Origin of the sequence: Holophaga foetida DSM 6591 (assembly GCF_000242615.2) — a bacterium.
Lineage (GTDB): Bacteria > Acidobacteriota > Holophagae > Holophagales > Holophagaceae > Holophaga > Holophaga foetida.
In genome coordinates this window covers 193433-211626 of record NZ_KI912268.1, presented here as the reverse complement: position 1 = coordinate 211626, position 18194 = coordinate 193433, and the positions used below count along the sequence as shown (strand labels likewise).

Annotated in this window: 14 protein-coding genes; 1 reads left to right on the top strand and 13 read right to left on the bottom strand. The window is 62.7% G+C overall.

The features are described 5' to 3' along the window. Positions 1-54 precede the first annotated feature (54 nt). Positions 55-717: a methyl-accepting chemotaxis protein gene (locus HOLFODRAFT_RS25455; RefSeq protein ID WP_005037347.1), complete on the top strand. Its 663-nt coding sequence runs from the start codon at positions 55-57 to the stop codon at positions 715-717. Positions 718-1260: 543 nt separating this feature from the next. Here HOLFODRAFT_RS25455 and HOLFODRAFT_RS0200950 read toward each other — a convergent pair. The 13 genes from HOLFODRAFT_RS0200950 to HOLFODRAFT_RS18645 all read right to left on the bottom strand — a co-directional run bounded on the left by HOLFODRAFT_RS0200950 (position 1261) and on the right by HOLFODRAFT_RS18645 (position 18056). Further along, positions 1261-2310 carry a retropepsin-like aspartic protease gene (locus HOLFODRAFT_RS0200950; protein ID WP_005037350.1) on the bottom strand — a complete coding sequence of 350 codons (1050 nt, stop codon included), beginning with the start codon at positions 2308-2310 and terminating at the stop codon, positions 1261-1263. A 101-nt stretch (positions 2311-2411) separates the two neighbouring features. After that, positions 2412-3479 carry a histidinol-phosphate transaminase gene (hisC, locus tag HOLFODRAFT_RS0200945; protein ID WP_005037352.1) on the bottom strand — a complete coding sequence of 356 codons (1068 nt, stop codon included), beginning with the start codon at positions 3477-3479 and terminating at the stop codon, positions 2412-2414. A 103-nt stretch (positions 3480-3582) separates the two neighbouring features. After that, a complete protein-coding gene (locus HOLFODRAFT_RS0200940; RefSeq protein ID WP_005037353.1) occupies positions 3583-4494 on the bottom strand; it encodes a hypothetical protein in 912 nt (303 codons plus the stop codon). A gap of 153 nt (positions 4495-4647) precedes the next feature. After that, entirely contained in the window at positions 4648-9366 is a 4719-nt protein-coding gene (locus HOLFODRAFT_RS0200935) for a pilus assembly protein (protein ID WP_005037355.1), read from the bottom strand. Between the two features lie 15 nt (positions 9367-9381). Next, a complete protein-coding gene (locus HOLFODRAFT_RS0200930; RefSeq protein ID WP_005037356.1) occupies positions 9382-10011 on the bottom strand; it encodes a hypothetical protein in 630 nt (209 codons plus the stop codon). A gap of 14 nt (positions 10012-10025) precedes the next feature. Next, positions 10026-11174, bottom strand: coding sequence for a PilW family protein (locus HOLFODRAFT_RS0200925; RefSeq protein ID WP_005037358.1), 1149 nt, complete (start codon positions 11172-11174; stop codon positions 10026-10028). Further along, positions 11167-11682 (bottom strand): prepilin-type N-terminal cleavage/methylation domain-containing protein, encoded by a 516-nt coding sequence (locus HOLFODRAFT_RS22380; protein ID WP_005037361.1) that lies wholly within the window; start codon positions 11680-11682, stop codon positions 11167-11169. The genes HOLFODRAFT_RS0200925 and HOLFODRAFT_RS22380 overlap by 8 nt, the downstream gene beginning before the upstream one ends. Continuing rightward, a complete protein-coding gene (locus HOLFODRAFT_RS0200915) occupies positions 11679-12518 on the bottom strand; it encodes a pilus assembly FimT family protein (protein WP_280113167.1) in 840 nt (279 codons plus the stop codon). Before HOLFODRAFT_RS0200915 ends, HOLFODRAFT_RS22380 begins: the two co-directional genes overlap by 4 nt. 38 nt (positions 12519-12556) lie before the next feature. Beyond that, complete coding sequence (locus HOLFODRAFT_RS0200910) at positions 12557-14176, bottom strand: flavin monoamine oxidase family protein (RefSeq protein WP_043485750.1); 1620 nt, start codon at positions 14174-14176, stop codon at positions 12557-12559. After that, positions 14176-15711, bottom strand: a complete 1536-nt coding sequence (locus HOLFODRAFT_RS0200905; RefSeq protein ID WP_005037368.1) for a polyamine aminopropyltransferase — start codon at positions 15709-15711, stop codon at positions 14176-14178. The genes HOLFODRAFT_RS0200910 and HOLFODRAFT_RS0200905 overlap by 1 nt, the downstream gene beginning before the upstream one ends. Further along, complete coding sequence (locus HOLFODRAFT_RS0200900; protein WP_005037370.1) at positions 15704-15922, bottom strand: DUF350 domain-containing protein; 219 nt, start codon at positions 15920-15922, stop codon at positions 15704-15706. The genes HOLFODRAFT_RS0200905 and HOLFODRAFT_RS0200900 overlap by 8 nt, the downstream gene beginning before the upstream one ends. After that, complete coding sequence (locus HOLFODRAFT_RS0200895) at positions 15922-16101, bottom strand: hypothetical protein (RefSeq protein WP_005037372.1); 180 nt, start codon at positions 16099-16101, stop codon at positions 15922-15924. The genes HOLFODRAFT_RS0200900 and HOLFODRAFT_RS0200895 overlap by 1 nt, the downstream gene beginning before the upstream one ends. Then, entirely contained in the window at positions 16101-18056 is a 1956-nt protein-coding gene (locus HOLFODRAFT_RS18645; protein WP_043485748.1) for a DUF4178 domain-containing protein, read from the bottom strand. Before HOLFODRAFT_RS18645 ends, HOLFODRAFT_RS0200895 begins: the two co-directional genes overlap by 1 nt. Positions 18057-18194 lie beyond the last annotated feature (138 nt).

The window sequence follows — 18194 nt, the reverse complement described above, 5'->3', positions numbered from 1 at the left end:
TATCCCCGAATCATCTGAATCGCGGCTAGAATGGCTCTATTCTAGGATTCCCAAATGAGCAAAGCAGAAGGCACTTCCAAGGTCCAGCGCGTCGGCATCGTGGGTGGCGGCCAGGCTGGACTGAGATTCTTCAACCTCCTGAACCAGAGCCAGGGAGCCGAAGTCTCCTATGTGGTGGACCGCCATGCCGAAGCTCCTGCCATCCAGGCAGCAAGACAGGCGCGGGTGCCTGTCTACACGGACCTGGACGCTGCCGTTAGAAGCCATCCCACGGATATCGTCTTCGAAGTCACGGGCCATGCGGAGACCAGCGCCCACCTGTTCGACCTTCTGAAGAACTCCAGCACCCGGATCCTCACCAGCGATCTGGCCCGCCTCCTGGTGCAGATCCTGGAAGAGGACCGCCACCGCATCGAGAACGAAGTGGTGGGCGATATCGGAGAGATGAAGACCGAGATCACCGAAAGCCTCAAGGGCAGTGCCGGCTTGGTGGGGCGCATCAACTCCGTCATGAGCAGCATGCAGATGCTGGCCCTCAACGCCAGCATCGAGGCCGCCAAGGCCGGTGTCCATGGCCTTGGCTTCGCCGTGGTGGCCGACAACATGGGCAAGTCCGTGGAGACCGTCCGCAAGCTCACCCTCGAAATCGAAACCATGAACACCAAGATCCGTCAGGTGGCGCTCAACATCGATCGCGTGCTGGATCGGCTGAAGTAAGGGTTAGGCGTTCAAACCTCCGTCATGGAATAGGACCGGCTGCAAAAGCAGAACCTTCCGCGGATAAATTGAATGAACGCGGATCAAAGAAGTCCACCTGGGCACCTGGGGCTGGTTCAGCGAGGGAGAGGGAGGCGGAGGCAAGCGAGGTTGCTTGATGCTGAAAAAACTTTATTACCAGTTTACTTCATCCAAACCCAAGGGAGTGCACGACTTCCAAACTGGGCGAATACTCACAATTGGCAGCATGTTGTTTACATGTTCCATTACATCTTATCTTTCTGCTTTTATCCTGCCCATCCTGCCCATCCTGTCTATCCTGTCTATCCTGTCTATCCTGTTTGAAGGTATTTCAACAGGATAGACAGGATGGGCAGGATGAAACAATAAAAGAGGATAAAATGACATCATTAATGACTGACAAGTTCATGATCAATGAAAGTCTGCTGCTTGATGTCATCTATGGCTGTTGGCGCTGAATTCCCATTCAGATCCTTCATCCCAGCCTCTATTTCCCAGACCGAAGCGAGCCGATAGCTAAGTTTATCTTCGCACCAAGGTCAACGGCTCGGCCTTCCCGCTATCCAGGGTGTAGACGAAGCGCCGCAGGAAGCTCTGGCCCAGAAGGCCGTCGATACCGACTTCGGAGGCGGGGATGGCAGATCCGGCCACAGACTGCTCAGTCATGCCCTTGACGGTCACAGCAGGAAAATCCAGTTGCCGTCCCCGGATCTTCTGCCCCCCGGCCAGGACCAGGGTGGATTCCCTCCCAAGAAACCCCTCGCACCCGGCAGCGACGATGATCTCCGTGCTGAGACAGACCCGCTGGGCACCGGTATCGACGATAAAGCAGCAGGGTTCGTCCCCCACCAAGGCTTCCACCAGGACCAGACCGTTTTCCTGGGCAAGCTGCTGAGCCATGGCCCAGCGGGCCAGCTCCCGGCGAAGCCCCCGGACCCGCTCCACCTCCCGTTGAAGACCGGATCCACCCCTGGAGCGCTGCTGTTGACGAAGGTCCGCCAACAGTCGGTTGAGCCCCTGGAAGAAGCCGACATCCCTACCATCCTCCTGGAAGGATTCCAGAGCCCCGACCCGCGACGCCAGGGCCTGCTGCTCATCCTGGAGGCGTTCCCGATCCCTCTGGAGTTCGTCCCTGCTCTGCCTGGCCAAGGCCTCGTAGGCATCCGCCGAAGCCTTGATCTGATCCACCAGCGCGTTGTAGCGCCCCACCAGGGCATTCCGCTCCTCGAGTCGGCGATTGAAGCGCCGCACGGCCTCCGCATCCCTTGGATCGGGCCTCAGGGCCAACGGCTTATCCAGCGCGGCAAGCTGGGATTCCAGATCGCCGAGAGGCTTGGCCTCCCGCTCAGCCTCAACCCTGGCCTGATCGAGGCGAGTGTTCCACTGGTTCACCCGTTCGTTGAAGGCGTCCACCTGGGCATTGACCCGTTTCCGGGCCTCCTCCAGCCTTTCCCCGCGATAGAAGCGCTCCACCACGGATTCCGCGGCCCGGATCCGGTTTTCGAAGCCGCTGGCATCCTGGGCGAAGACTGGAGACATCAGGACGGGAACAAGCAGGGACAGGACGCGCATGGCCTATCGTATCCCTGTGCAGTTCATCCTGCACATCCTGTCGATCCTGTTTGCCGACTTATTAAACAGGATTGAGAGGATGGCCAGGAAAAAGACCTGTTTCAGGCCAGGATCTCCCCCAGGGCTTTCACCAGTGCCCCGCACTGCTCGGGAGTCCCGATGGTGATCCGCAGGAACTGATCGATCCGGGGCAGCTTGAAGTGGCGGACGATGATGCTCCGCTCCCGCAGGGCAGCGGAGAGCTGGGCGCCATCCCGCTTGGGGTGCCGCGCGAAGATGAAGTTGGCGACGGAAGGCAGCACCTCGAAGCCAAGAGCCTCCAGGTCGCCCACCAGCTTGTCCCGGCACGACATGATGGCGTGCCGGGTCTGCTCGTAGTAGTCCCGGTCTTCCATGGCGGCGGTGGCACCGGCCATGGCCAGGCGGTCGATGGGATAGGAGTTGAAGCTGTTCTTCACCCGGTCCAGGGCCTCGATGAGCTCCGGATGACCGATGGCGAAGCCCATGCGCAACCCGGCCAGGGAGCGGGCTTTGGACAGGGTGTGGATCACCAGCAGGTTGGGATAGCGGTTCACCAGGGTCACGGCGGAGTCGCACCCGAAATCCACATAGGCCTCATCGATGACCACGGGACTATCGGGGTTGGCTTTCAGGAGGACCTCGATCTCGTCCAGGGTGAGCCAGCGGCCCGTGGGGGCGTTGGGATTGGGGAAGATGATGCCACCATTGGGGCGCTGGTAGTTCTCGATCCGGATCTGGAAGGTTTCATCCAGAGGCACCAGTTCGAAGTTGATCCCGTAGAGACCGCAATAGACGGGGTAGAAGCTGTAGGTGATGTCCGGGAACAGAAGGGGGTTGTCGTGCTTGAGGAGGGCCAGGAAGACCAGGGCCAGCACTTCGTCCGAGCCGTTGCCGACAAAGATCTGCCTGGGCTCGATGCCCTGGGTGCCATAGAAGCCTGCGATGGCCTCCCGGAGACGATCCGCATTGGGGTCAGGGTAGAGACGCAGGGTATCCGCCGTGGCGGCCTGGATGGCCTCCAGGACCATGGGTGAGGGCCCGTAGGGGTTCTCGTTGGTGTTCAGCTTCACCAGATTCGTCAGCTTGGGCTGTTCCCCAGGCACATAAGGGGTCAGGTTATGGACGACCTTGCTCCAGAATCGGTTCATATCACACTCTCTAAGGGCGGAAAGCAAGCCATGGCAGGCCTCCGCGAAACGGTACCCAGGTTAGCACGGCAGCAGGGGCCACCCTCGGGACCTGGGCAGTCTCCTACTTCCGCGTCGAAAAGGTGAGGGTGCTGGAGACAAAGGACCCAGCCTCGTTGGTGACAGTCAGTGTCAGCGAACTGCCAGGCTCCACATCCGTCAGTTGGAGGTGAAGGGGACTGGCCTCACCGCTTGCGATCACTTGGCCTCCCCGCTTCAGTTCGGCCTTGCCCCCCTTGAATGCGGCCACGACCCCAAAGGCCATGGCGGAACCGGACACCGGATCGGCCCGCAGTTCCAGGAGTTCAGGACGCGGAACCACCTTGAGGTTCAGGTTCTGGCTGGTGGTCAGCCCCGCGGCATCCGTGGCGGTGAGTGTGTAGCTGGTCGTCTTCTCCGGCTTGACATCCACGGACGAACTGGCGCCGCCGCTCAAATCCTGAGCACCGGGCTCCAGGACCAGTTTTTTTGCATTGGCGACCGTCCAGACGAGCTTGGCGCCGGTCCCCTCCGTGATGACCGGGGGAAACGCCTCGAAGCGGGTGATCGCACCGGGGGGAGACAGCGGCACCCGGAGCGTCGCACTGTTGTTCCGGCCATCGGAAGCCGTGCCCTTGCAGAGCAGCACGACTTCTGCCCCAGCCCCTGCCTTCCAGGTCACGGAATCACCGTCATCGCCGCCTTCGAAGCTCCCCCCGACGATGGTCCACTTGAAGGCAAGATCCGTATCCGAAGTGACACGGGCCAGATGTCCGCCACTCTGGGCCGTCACGGGGCTTTCGGTTTCAATGCGCAAGGTGGGAGCACCAGGAACAGGCTCCGAGGTGGCAGAGCTCTCCTGCGATGCGGGCTGGGGAATCGCAGATGCAGGCTTGACTGCGGCCCCACGCCCCCCGAAAACAGCATAGGCAAGAAGAAGCACCACAGCCGCCGCAAGGGTTCCGATCAGGATGTGGGTTTTTTGTTCAGAGGTCACGGTTCCTCCCTCAGCACATGGCAGCTATGCCGGACAGGGGGGCAAGCCCCCCCTGGACAGGCCTCCAGGCTAGCACATTAGCAACGATTCACATTTCCCGGGCTGCATCACAAGGAAAGCATCCCCCGGGCTGACCCGAGGGATGCCGTGGCCTCAGTGCACTGTCCGCCAGACCCTGGGCTTGGGATACTGGGCACTGGCCTTGCCGGTGATGGTGGTGGCCGCCAGGGCTGTGGCACTGGAGTCAGAGCTGCTGCTCGACGCCACGGTGCCAGTCTGGATCACCCCCCGGGTGCCCAGGGCGGTGTAGTCCGAAGCCACCCCGATCCAGGTGTACTTGCTGCCGCTCTGGCAGGACACCCCGGACCGGGTATCCACCACCACGGGATTCAACACATCACAAATGATGTTGCTGTAGGTGTAGCCACTGCCCCCGGTGCAGACATCGGCCTCGGTGGGGGTGAAGTACGAGTAGTAGAGGCTCCCGGAAACCACCATGGGGGTGTTGATCCCCTTGGGGACGAGCTTCGTGGTGGTGTCCCGGGTCGGGAAGGTCCGGTAGTATCCGAACTTGGTGCTGCTGCTGGAGCTGGGGGCCAGGTAGTAGGAGCTGCTCCCGGATGAGATGACTGGATCCCCGTACGCGTAGGACGTGAAGCTGGGATAGGCGTCCAGCAGGTGGGAAGTGGTGCTGGAGATCACGATGGGATTGGCGCTCGTGAACCCCCATCGCAGGCTGTCCTGGCGGTCAAAGATCACGGAGAGCCGGTGGTTGGAGGGCAGCGCCGCCGCCGTGTAGCTGTAGTCGAGCGGGTTGTTCCGGTCCCCGCTCTCCATGGCGATCCCGACGGCCGCCGGAGTCGGCGACGACGTGAGGGTCGCCTTACCGGGGAAGGAGCTCACCCGGAAGGGGGCGGGAAGCGTGGAATACAGGGCCTCGCTGTAGTGGAGCGTGGTCTTGGTGCCGGAACTCAGGGAAATGGCGTTGCCGCTCTTGTCCTTCGCCACAAGCCGGATCCCCGCAGAAGAGGTGGCTTCGCCGTCGGTGGTCCAGGTGCTCATGTCCGAGCTGTCCGTCCGGTACTGGTAGGTCGAAGAGCTGCTGGTCGTGTCCGTCAGCTGGCGCCCCCAGGACCAGAGGCCGCCCCAGAAGTCCAGGAAGTAGGCCCGCTGGGCCATGCCGGAGTTCAGGACGAACTCGAAGGGCACCACTCCCTTGGAAATGGGTCCCACGGTGATATTCCCACTGCTGTCCGTGCCACCGATGAGAGAAGTCATATCCGTCGCCGCGATGATCTTCCCGGTGTAGACATCCAGGGCCAATACCGATCGCCCCAGAAGAATGGGATTGCCGGAGGTGTCTGTGAAATTGGACTCGATCTCAGGCACGCTATGCCCACCCCCCAGAAAGAGGACATCCCGGACGACGGAAGTGGAAGAGTCACCCGGGGTCGCCGTTACCTGCACCCGTCCGATGGCTGGTGTGCTGGTGGAAAAGCCCATGTTGGCCACAACACTCTTGACCGCAGCCAGGTTTGGGGAACCGGTGCGGGTGAGGATGTTGTCTGCAGTGAGATAGGCCGCTTCATCGGGCCGCAAAGACCACTTGAGCACAGGCGTGAAGGGATCCGCCAGGTTGATGGCGTAGTAGCTGCGCCCGCCCTTCCCCAGCCCGAAGATGCCCAGGCAGCGCTCAGGGCCCGGTGAACTGGAGATCTCCACCTTGCCGTCGGCCGACCCGCCGTCCGAAGGGGGCAGGTCCAGGTGGTAGATCAGCGGCGAACCGTCGACCATGAAGCGGTGGGCATTGGTGCTGATCGTGACCTGATCCAGATTCCCAAGGAAATCCGTGGGCATGAAGCTCCACAACTCGTCCACCGCCCCGGTCCGGATGGTGCGGACCGTCCCATCCGAATCGGTCACCTGCGTGGCCTTGGTGACTTCCCCGAAGGCGTGGAGCCAGCCCTGGTTGGTGCCCACCAGGATGAGACGGAAGCGGTCCCCGTCCACCCCTTTGAGGGCGTCGGTGAGGTTCGCCGAAACATCGGAGAACTTGTATTCGATGGCCGCAGGCGAAGAATTGATGATATCGCCCATGATGTTGGCGCGGTTGGTAGTGGGCCGACCATCGCTATCCAGGGTGCCGTCCAGATCCCCGCCCATCACGAAGCGCATGACGTTCTTCTGGGCGGTGCCGCCCGCCGCGTAGGAGGCCACATTGGTCCCCTGGGCGATGTAACTCTGCAGGGTTGTGTTCGTGTCGGCGAAACTCACCTTCAGGCTGTCCTCGGCCGTGGAGGAGGAGCTGCGCGGGATGCGCGTGTAGAGCTTCCGGTTCTTCCATAGCCGGTTGTAGTACATGGCCTGCTGAGCGGACCACTGAGCCGTCGTGGTATCGAGGGTCGTGGTCGTGTTGCCCGAGGTATCCAGGAACTTCAGGGTGTTGCTGCTCAGAATGGTGTTGAACATGAGCATGTCACCACCCCAGATGGAACCGCCAGTCGTCGGAGGACGGAACCTGCCCACGTAGATCTGGTTACCCAGGCTGGCACCGACGTAGGGAAGGTTGGGATTGGTGGAGGTGTTGATGTTGGAGGCGGAAATGGCGGACTGGATGGCGTAGCCGAGGCTGGTGCTGAGGGTGTCAGGGCTATTGGCATCGAAGAAGTAGATGGATCCGGAGACACGGCCACCGTTGCCGCTGCTGAGCGTCGAATCCCACTGGAAGGGGGTGAAGGTGCTGATATCGGACCATGAAGTCAGGGCCGGATCGCCGATGGCAGCAGCCAGGAACAGACTGCGCTTGGGGCTGGAGGAATCCTTGTAGGAACCGCCCAGACTGACCCCCACCGCCATGGTGGTGATCCGGTGGTCCTTGCTGAACTGGACACTGCCCCGTCCCTTGATGGCGTACGGCAGGTAGCTCGAGGGTGTGCCGGAAGTGGGATAGCTGCCCGGGGCGGCCTTGTAGTCCGTCCCGGCGGTGCCCAGCGAGGAGTCCGACATATGCGCAGCGATGCCCGCAAAGGTGAAGAGATTCCAGTTCGCGCCGTAGCAGTCGATCAGACTCGGATCTGCCAGGATCGCAGCGTTGCCGTTCCTGGCATTGAAGGAGGTGAGCCCGCCCGAGGTGGACAGGTAGGGTGTGTCCCCATTGGTGTTCTTGGAGCTTCCGCCATTGTTGTCCGCCCCGTCGGTGAACAGGATCAGGAAGTGGTTCATGCACTGGGAGGGTGCATCATCCCCGGTTGCAACACTCTCGAAGACACTGTCAGGATCCGTGAACTGGGCCAAGCCGCGCGCCATGGCGTAGGTGAGCGGGGTGCTGGTGCCCGGCATGAGGTAGGCGATCCGGCTCATGCCGCCCGTGGAATCTGAATTCAGCACCTTCCAACCGGTGTCCTGGCCGATCACGGGCGAGGAAGCCGGGTCAGCACTGGTGACCGTGGTCGCCGAGGCATTGGTGATTGTCGTGCCGTCGGAGGAATCCCCGCTCTTGTCCAGGAAGCGGTAGGCCCACAGTACATCGGCCTGGTGGCTGATCCACGTGCTGATGGCGGCCCGCTTGACGGCCTGGACCCGGGTCAGGGTCGGCACGAGGTTGATGGAGGCAGACTTGCTGGATTCTCCGGTATAGGCGCCCGCCAGGCTGTATTGCGGGACATAGATCGTCCCGGAGGCAGCCGTCGAACCGAAGCCCCGCCCCCAGTTGACACTGCTCTGCCCTCCGGCAAGGGAGGGGGTTTCGGCATCGAAGACGATGTATTTCCCGCTGTAGGACCCGACATCGTAGGTCCCGAGAAAGAGCCAGTCCACATAAGCCGGTCGGTACAGCACATAGTTGAGCGTCACACTGAAGGAGTCCCCGCTCCAGATGGTTCCACCGGACTTCAATCGATAGGTGAGGTCCATCTCCATGGCATTGCCGGAACCATAGGTGGTGGGCGTCCCATCCGCATTGGTCTTGACTTGGGTATCCGTCACCGTATGTGAGCTGAGCGGATTCCCAGTGGAACTGGCATCCATGATCTTCCATGGGATCGGGATGTCGATCGTGCGGGTCGCAGAGCTGCTCACCGCATAGGCGAAGCGCACATGGCTGGCCGCCCTGACCCAGTTGCGCACATCACTTGAACCGCTGCTCAGCCCGGACAGACTCAGGCTTGAGCTCACACTACCGGCATCGGAGGCCGAAACCTCGGTCCCATCGGGCTTGATGAGCTTCTGGCTCGTCAGGGTCCCCACCGTGCTGCCCTTGAGGGTCGCTGTGACATGGGCTGATGACGAGGCTGAACTCGGGATGCTCCAAGTGAAGCTTGTCCCGCTGCCGGAAGTCGGACTCCCTTCAGATGCCGACCAAGTCACCGAGTAGCCGGACGAAACTGTGGCTGTGAACGTCACAGAGCCCCCCGCCGAAAAAGTGGTGACGGACGGCGAGATGGAGATCACCGAGCTGGAGGTGCTCGTGTATGTCCCCCCCACGGTGATCGTGATGGTGGCATTACTGGAGTTCCCGCCACCGCCCCATCCTCCGCCGCTCTTGGAAGCACGAGCGGTGATGGTGTAGGTAGAGGCACTACTGAGCGTGAAGCTCATATAGTTCCAGTACTCGGAAGTGCTCAGGCTTCCCCCGTCCGTCGTATCTGTATTGGGGTAGAGGGGATGGTACATGAGGTTTTCCATCGACCCCGAGAAGTCGAAGATCGTCAGGATCTCCGGCTTCACCTTGGTCTGGGTGGACTGCTGGTAGAGGTCCAGGAAGTCGGTATTGCTGCCCTGAAGGCGAGTGTCGAGCTGGGCAGACAGGGGCAGGCTTGCGGAAACGGCGAGCAGGAGAATGCACCCAAGAACGGTGCGGATACGAGTCGACATGAATGCTCCAAACACTTATTGCACCGGCGTTGAAATCCAAACTTCCTTGCTGTGGGTGAAGTTCACACCCGCCACGCCCACCTGGGAATCGCTTCGGATGGCCCAGAGGTCGGGAGCCTGCTTGGCCTCGCTCCCGGTGGAAGGGGTATAGGCCCCGCTGCCCACGCCCTGGCTGGTATCCGCCACAGGAAGCTTCCCCATGCGGGTGACACCAATACTGAAGGACTGGGTGTGGACCGTCCCGGAGGAGCTGGTCAGGCTGGGAAGGGTCACCGCAGTCGTACTGCCCGGCGTGTAGCTCGTCGGCGCAGTCGGCGTCCCGGACATGACATCCCAGGCCTTGCCGGAAAGCGTGGAGTCCTCCAGGAGCGCCGCCTTCATGGCCACCAGATTGGAGGCCGACCCGCTGGCACTCGCACTGTTGTTGTAATCCATCCAGAAGATGGACCATTCGACGCCGGAATCCGCAACATTTTTGGCCATGGCCCCCTGGCGGCCAGTGCCCGAAGCCACCACTTCCCGGAAGGAGTTCTTGGCCATGCCGATGGCGGCAATGGTCAGAAGCACCAGGAGCATGAGGGTCACAAGGATCGTGACGCCCCCGCGCTGGAACTCCCGACTGCGTTGCAAGGCGGGTTTGAGCATGGGGAAATCTCCCTTCAATTCATCGACAGGCCGAAGTGGCGCGGCACCATGACCAGACTCTGGGTCTGTTCCTTGTAGGCCAGCGTGGGCGTGGCGGAGTCCGAGAACTCCGTCCGAGGATTAGCAGTCCGGGTGGTCACATCAACCCTCACGATCACCGGAATGGAGCGGAACCAGTGTTCGCTGTTCTGGGTGGTGGTGTAGTCCGCGCGCCCCACCGTCGCCAACTGGGAATCGATGGCTGCCCGGATCGCGGCCCAGGTGGTGTAAGCGCTGCCACCGATCCAGTTCCGACCGGAATCGGCGCTCATATAGACCCGGAAACCCGTGACATTCTCGCTCACGATCTGCCTGAGGGTCGTGTCCGCCGTGAAGCCAGAGGTGCTGTAGGCCCCCTGGTCCCGCACCAGACACGGGATGCCATTGGGATTGCGGTTCTCGGGATCGGGGTCGAGCTTCAGAAGCTGGATGCTGTATTTGACAAGCTGGGCAGGCTTGATGAACATCACGCCGCTGCCGGTGAGGTGCTTGGCCTTGGAGGGGATCCCCAAAGAACCGCTGCCAGTGATCGAAGCCGAGGAGTTGGTTCCTGCCACCACCGTGACCGCGGAACCCGACGCCGACACGGAACTCACATAGCCGCTGTCCCAGGAGTCCTTGAAGATGAAGGTCTGCCCGACCTTTACCATCTTGGCGTAGGAGGATTCCTGGCAATCCACCGTATAGGTGTAGTCGGAAGCGGAAGCGGCACTTTCCGAAGCCACCAGTTCCGCTGCGGTCTTGACCGAAGCAGCACTGCTCGAAAGGGTCCCCTCGAAGGGGAGGGGTTCGTCCATGTAGAAGTAAAGCTCATCCGCCCCCTGGGTGACCCCACTGATGGTGCTGGGATTGGGAACGAGGCGGAAGGGAGGGACATCGGAACTGACGGATGGAGGCGTGGCAAGGTCCGCGAGGTACATGCCAGCGTTGTTCAGGTCTTCGCCGATGAGATCGATGGACATGCGGTTGCGGCGTTCACTCGAAAGCTTTTCTCCGCTCCCGTAGAAGGTCCCAAGGCTGGCCTTGAACACCGATGCCATACCGGTCATGAGGAGCATGGTGAAGACAAGCGCCACCAGCAGTTCGACAAGGGAGAAGCCACGTGATGGGCGGACATCAGCCATGCAGCACCCGCCTGGTAAGGGTCACGGTCCGGGTGATGGCTGACCCGCTGGCATCCGTCTGATCTGCAAAGGTCACCGTGACGGTGTAGTCCGAGTATTTCCCCGTGCTGCCGGTGACAGCCGCCCCCTCGGAGGCAGCGGCAACGAAGAAGGCGCTAGGCTTGCTCGACACGGGAGCCGAAGTGGTGGCCACGCCCGCGGCATCGAATCCGAGATAAACCGTCGTCCCCTTGCCGATGAACTGGAGCTGGGAGAGCGTCCCGGGGGTGGAATAGTTGCTGTCGGTGATGTTGAGCCAGCCGAGCCGCCCCTCCATCTCGATCTGATCCATCACCCTTTCTGCCACCTGGACGGCCGTGTGAAGGCTCTTGCCCCCCCGCGATGCTCGGAGGGACATGGTCTGGAGCATGGCCAGCCCCAGAAGGCCGATGGCCAGGATGAAAGCCGCCATCAGCATCTCTACCATGCTGAAACCAGCCTGCCGGTTGGGGAGCCGCCGTTGTGTCACAGCTTCCTCCATGCGTCATTGTTCTCGCTGACGCCAGGGTTGTAGAACTTGTAGATCGTGGCTCCATTGTTCAGGACCACGATCAAGCCCATGGGGCCACCCGGAATGGCATTGCCGTTCCGGATACCCACCACGGCGATGTAGAAGGATGAATTGAAGCGCTTGTTAACGCCGCTGATCTTCACGGACCCCAGGTTCGATAGGTTTGCGGCATCCGAACTGGGATCACTGAGAAGGGACTTGAACGCATCCTGATTCTTGAAGGGCTCAACGGTGGAAAGGGCCGTGTTGCCAGAAGCGGCCACGGACCACCACCCGCTTCCGGCCGCCACCACCCCGGCATGGAGGCAGTTGGGGTTCTTCGGAAGGAAACGATAGGCTTCCGAGGATGTCAGGCCCTGGGCAAGGATCGTCGAACTGGAAACGGCCACGCCGGCCTGGGTCGTGGCGTCCCCGTAGGCCAGCAGAAAGGGGTTGCCGCTAGCCCATTCGCCCTGGACTGCGATGGTGACATCCCCGCCAGTGGCCACACAACGTTTATGGGCAGCCGAGAGGGTACCTTCCAATTCATCCAGGGTCGCACGCACAGCCCCGGAGGAGCGGCTGCCGAGCCTGGACACACCGGCCATGACCAGTATTCCGACGATTGCCAGCACAAGCAGCAATTCGATCAGCGAATAGCCATGCCTGCACGAGGTCGGCAGAGTGGATGCATTACTGGCTCGAAACCGGATGCGGATGGGGCACCTCCTGATGAACCTCTGGTTCCCAGTAAGTTTGCAGCCCCGGCCCCTCCCGGATAACAACCACAGGCCGAAACGACAAACCGATGCCACAAAACAGCTTTATGAACCGCCCAACCGTCGGATGCCATTCAGCTGCGCCAGCTCCCCCCACGCCGCCCCAAGGCCCCCAGCACCTCCTCCGCCGCCCGCAATCCGTGGTCCTGGGCTTCCTCGAAAAGGGCGAAGCCGGATAAGTCAGAGTGGGCGAAGTGGATGCCATGAAAGGGCTGGCGGGCCATTTCCAGCTCCCTGCCCCAGAGGAACCCCACCCTGGGACGGAGCATGGCGTGGGCCCAGCGCATGGCATCAATGCGGGTGACGCAGGCATCAATGTCGGGATGGACCTTCCGCAGATCCCCCAGGATCAGCTCCCGGCAGGCCTCCGGATCCATCATGAGCATGCGGATCCACTCGCTGCGTATGTCCTCCCCGGTAAAGGGGTGGTAGTAGGTCCAGACCGTAGGACCCCGGTCGCGGGGGGTCTGGTGAGTGGCGACCACGTAGCCCAGTCCGGGGCTATCCCGGATGACATTGTCCCAGGCCACGGGAAAGCCCTTCTCCCGGGGGCGCTGGCGCAAGGTGAGGTTGGCCACCAGCCAGGGACTGGCCTGGAAGGCCTGGAAGTGCTCCTTTCCCCGCATCAGGGCCAGGTCCGGGATCACGCGCCCTGCCATGGCCACGGGACCGGCAAAGATGATCTGCCGGGCTCTCCAGCCCAGGGCCCTGCCCCGCTTGGCATCCCAGGCCGCCACCTCAACCCCTCCGGGCACGGGGCTGAGGCGGGTCACGGCGAGACCGGTACGGAGGCGTCCCTGGCAGCGGGACGCCAAATGATTCACCAGGAAGCCGTTGCCCTCAGGCCAGGTCAGGAGAGGACGGCTCTCCTCCCCCGGCCCCTCCTTGCGGGAGGCGTAATAGAAGAGCCCGGCCCAGGCGCTGACGGTCTCCAGGCGGCCCCCGAAGTCGTCGCGGCAGGCATAGTCCAGGAACCAGCGCAGTCGCTCCGAGGTGAGCCCCCGCTCGTCGAGCCACTGGGCGAAGCTGAGTCGATCCAGAGCACGCACCTCAGGGGCATCAGAGCCCCGGAAGCGCGGCAGAGCGAAGGCCGGTCGGCCCTGGCGGTCCCGCCACTTCACCCAGCGGTTCACCTCGGTGAAGAAGGCGTGGTACTGACGGCGTTCCTCGGGGCTCTCCCCCAGGTGGAGGTAGAGCCCCTCCCACCACTGCCCCTTGTCGAAGATGCGCTCCTCCGGGGCATGGACCAGGTGCTGCTCGGCGAAGATAGGCTCGCCCTTGGCGTCATAGCCCTCCAGCACCCCGGCTTCGTCCAGGAGCCGCACCAGGGCACGGACCTCCTTCGTGGGAGCAGGCACATAGTGGGCCCCCCAGGGGAAGGAGCTGATGGCGTTGCCTCCGGCGCGGCTGGTGCCCCCGAGCTCATCCTCCATCTCCAGGAGCATGTAGTCCCTGAAGCCAGCCCCCTCCAGTCTCCAGGCCGCGCTGAGCCCGGCGATGCCACCCCCCACGATGAGAACAGGCACCGATTCGTAAGAGTCAGGCAGCGGGAGCACCCCTTCCCGAAGGGCGTGGCCCAGATCCAGGGAAGGACCGGCGAAGGCGCAGGGGATCTCCGGAGCCTTCTTCTTCCCGCAGGCCAAGGAAGCGAGAGGCAGGGATGCCGCAGCAGAAAGGAAGGTGCGACGCTTCATCACGACCACCGCTTCCACTCCGCCGCATAGAGGTGCACCAGCACCTGGTTGTCCAGGCGGTTGACCTCGGTGGGCAGGCGCTCCATATCCCTGGGGAAGGCGAACATGGCGGCCATGCTCTCGTCCGAGAGGTGCCGGAGATCGGGAAGCGTGTGCCGGGGAAGCTCCAGAGGCGCGGGGCTGGCCAGGACGAAGCCCCAGACCGAGAAGCTGGGCACCGCCAGGTGGTAGGCCCGGGTCTGGAAACCTGCGGCCTCGATGGTGTTGTTGATGCACCAGAAGGACTTCCTGGCCATGAGGGGGCTGGTGCTCTGCACGGAGATCACGGCATCGGTTGCCAGACGCCGCTTGAGAGAACGGTAAAACCGGGTGGTGTACAGCTTGCCCACAGCGTAGCTGTTGGGATCTGGGAAATCCACCAAGGCTACATCGAAGGGGGCCTCGCTGCGATCCTCCAGAATCCACACCATGGCGTCGGCGTTGACCACCTTCACCCGTGGATCCGAAAGGCTCCCGCCGTTCAGCTCCCGCATCATGGGCATCTCCCTGGCCAGGCGGGTCATGACGGGGTCCAGGTCCACCAGCACCACCTGCTGCACATCCTTGTGCTTGAGGACCTCCCGCACCGCCAGACCGTCCCCGCCCCCGCATACCAGGACACGCTTCGCTTTGGGCCTGGCTGCAAAGGCCGGATGCACCAGGGCCTCGTGGTAGCGGTACTCGTCAGCACTGCTGAACTGGAGATTGCCATTGAGGAAGAGCTGGAAGCTGCCTCGCCCCCGGGTCAGGACGATGCGCTGGTAGGGGCTGTCCTTGGCGTAGACGATCTCGTCGGTGAAGATCTCCTCCTCCACCGAGAGGGTGAAGCGGTTGGCACCCATGACACCCAGGCCCAGCAGAACCATCACCACGGCACAACGCACCCTCAACATCACGATGCCCGAAAGCTGGGAGCGCAGCAGGAAGGTGGTCCAAAGCCCCACCCCGGCGTTCAGAAGGCCGAAGACCAGGGAGGTGCGCACCAAGCCGAGTTTGGGCATGAGCAGCAGCGGAAAGAGGAGGCTGGCCGCCAGAGCGCCGATGTAGTCCAGGGTCAGGACCTGGGCCACCAGATCCTTGAAGCGCACCTGATGCCGCAGGATCCGCATCAGCAGTGGGATCTCCAGGCCCACCAGGGTCCCGATGACCGTCACCAGGCCGTAGAGCACCACCCGGAAGGCATGGGTCTGGGCGAAGGCCAGGAAGAGGAGGGGCGCCGAGAGGCCCCCCACCACCGCCACCGCCAGCTCCAGGTCTACGAAGCGCTGGGCCAGCCCCTGGGAGATGAACTTGGAGAGGTACGAACCCAGGCCCATGGCGCTGAGGTAGACCCCGATGACCGTGCTGAACTGGAGAACCGAATCCCCCAGGAGGTAACTGGAGAGAGTCCCGGCCACCAGTTCGTAGATCAGCCCGCAGGCGGCGATCAGGAAGACGCTGATGAAGATGAGAGGGGCCTTGAGGGGTTCCTCGGTCCCGACTTGCGGATCAACCATGGATGGCCGCAGCGATGATGATGGAGATCCCCAGGATCAGGGCCCCCAGGACGATCCCGAGGGCGGTGTTCTGGTCCTCCTCGATCTCCTTGCGGAGAGAGAAGGGAAGCACCTTCATCAGGAAGAGCCATACAACCCCGAGAATGACCAGTCCCAGGAAGCAGAAGATCGCGGCGGTCTTGAGGTGCCCCAAGAGAACATAGGTTTCCATCACTTGCCTCCTCGGAATCCGTGATTGTGCAGGAAGGTACGATAGCCCCCTGGGGTCTGACGCACGCTCGGAGGTAGCTCCATGCGCTTGCGGTCACCGAAAAACTCCCGGCCGAAGAAGCCATTCCCCCCAAGAAGGCCCAGCCCCCCGGCGAGACAGATCAGATAGAAGGTGCGCATCAATCCTCCCCTGCATTCTGGCTGGAATACATGCTCTCAGCCCAGCGTCGGCTCTCGAAGGAGAAGGCCCGGATTACCTGGAAGACCGGAACCAGAAGCGCCGCCAGGAAGGCGAGGAGGACATAGGCCCAGCGCACGATGCCACTTCGCAGTTCCACAGTCATGGCCCTGACCGGGGCCTGCTTGCTCTCCCAGGAGGGGGCCAGACGGAGAACGTACGTCCCCGCGGGCAGCGCCGAGAGGTAGACCGTTCCCACGGGGGAACCCTCGGTCCAGGGCCCGTCGCTGTCAGAACCGTGATAGTAGCTGGAAGACACCTCGAAGAGTTCCACCAGTCCGGTGGATTCGTTCACCAAAGCCCCTTCGACGCCAATCCAACTGTTGTTCACGGGAGCAGTGAGCTTCACCTCCAGGTTCTTCCGGCTGTCGGTGATCTGGATGGGCTGGGAGAAGAAGACCAGTTCAGGTTCAGGGAGCGCCCCCGGGGCCGATGGCACTCTTTCCTGGAGATTGAAGGTCTCCCGGTAGAGAAGGGTTTCCCGATGGGTGACCGTCTCCCAGAAGGTGATCCCCAGGATCAGGGCGAGGGCTGCCACCATCCACATCCCCAGCTCCCAGGCCTTCTTCCAGTGGGGATTGGGCTGGTGGGAAGCAACCCCTGTGGGCGTCGGGGGCTGGCCCTGGAGCTTGAAGGCCTGCCAGATTTCGGCACCTTCCATGTAATCGGAACGGGTCCAGTTCACCTCGGAACCGCCGCCGGGCTGGGCCTGCACCTCCATGGAAAGGCTCACCGGAGCCTTCACGAACTCGGCGACCTGGGCCGTTTCCCCCTGAGCGACCCTCCAGTAGAACTCGCCCCAGACCCCTTCCACGACCGCCGGGACGTCCTGGAAGCGCCGATAAGTCTCTCCCTGGAGTTGGACCGTGCGCTGGTGGGCCTGGGGGAAGCGGATCTCCCCGGGCGCCACGGGTTCCGCAAAGCTCCAGTGCCCATCGCTTTCGATGAGCCAGAAGAAGCCCCCCTTTGGGTCCATCATCAAGTATTCGGACCAAGGGTAGCGGACCCCCTCCAGGGTGCAGCTCCGCAGCAGATGGCCGACGCAAACCAGGGGTACCCCCCGCAGGCGCCCCTCGGCCCCCAGGGGAATGAACATCCGGACATGGGGCTGCTGGAGGGACTTGAGATAGGTGAGGCGCCCCTCGGAGGCATCCAGCAGGCTGCCGCAGGATGGACAGGTGACCCGCTGGGTCTGATCCGGGGCCCGCAACTCCAGAGGAGAGGCGCAGCGGGGGCAGGGAAGCCCCTGGACCTTTAGACGGGGAGCCGCCGCCACCGGGGGAGGTGCCTGGATTTTGAGTTCCTCCAGGGTGGTCTGGCGCCCGGTGAAGAAAAGGGGGGCTTCCTCCCCGTAGTCCAAGGTGGCGAAGGCCCCGTTGGCCCCGGCCAGATCCGCGAAGGGGTATTGCCCCCCCAACGCCACTTCCCATGGGATTTCGCCCTCAGCCGAGGCGAAGGTACCGCGGCTCACCTCGACCACCTGCCAGCGGCCCTGCTCCCCCAAGTCCAGGTCCAGCCCCGGGGAAAGCATCTCCACGCCGGGCACCGCCATTTTCAGAGCCTGCTGGAAGGTCAGATAGAGGCGCCCCTGGGCCTCCGCCAGCCATCCCCATCGACCGTCATCAAGGGCAAGGTACCACTCGTCCCACACGCCCCCCATGGGGTGCTTCATCTGGGTACGCCCCACCATCTGGAAGCGCCTCCCGGCGAATCGCCCCTCGGCGCCAAGGGCAAGGAGGGAGCCCGTATCCACCAGATCCGCCATTTTGCCGATGAGCCTGGGGTCCCGATCCGTGCGGGCGGAAAGAGATTTGCAATAGCTGCAGACCGCCACCATCGTTCCTGGACGGAAGCCAAGAGGGGCACCGCAAGTGGGGCATCGGGAGGAGGAGGTCATGATGGAACCAGGATGCCAGGATCATCCCAGGTTCAGGGGTCCAAATCCATCGCTTCCCCGGTCCCTGAATGACACTCGGCGGGGACAGCCTCCCGCCGACCATGCCCGTGGGAGCATGAGCGGGACCGGTCCAAGCCC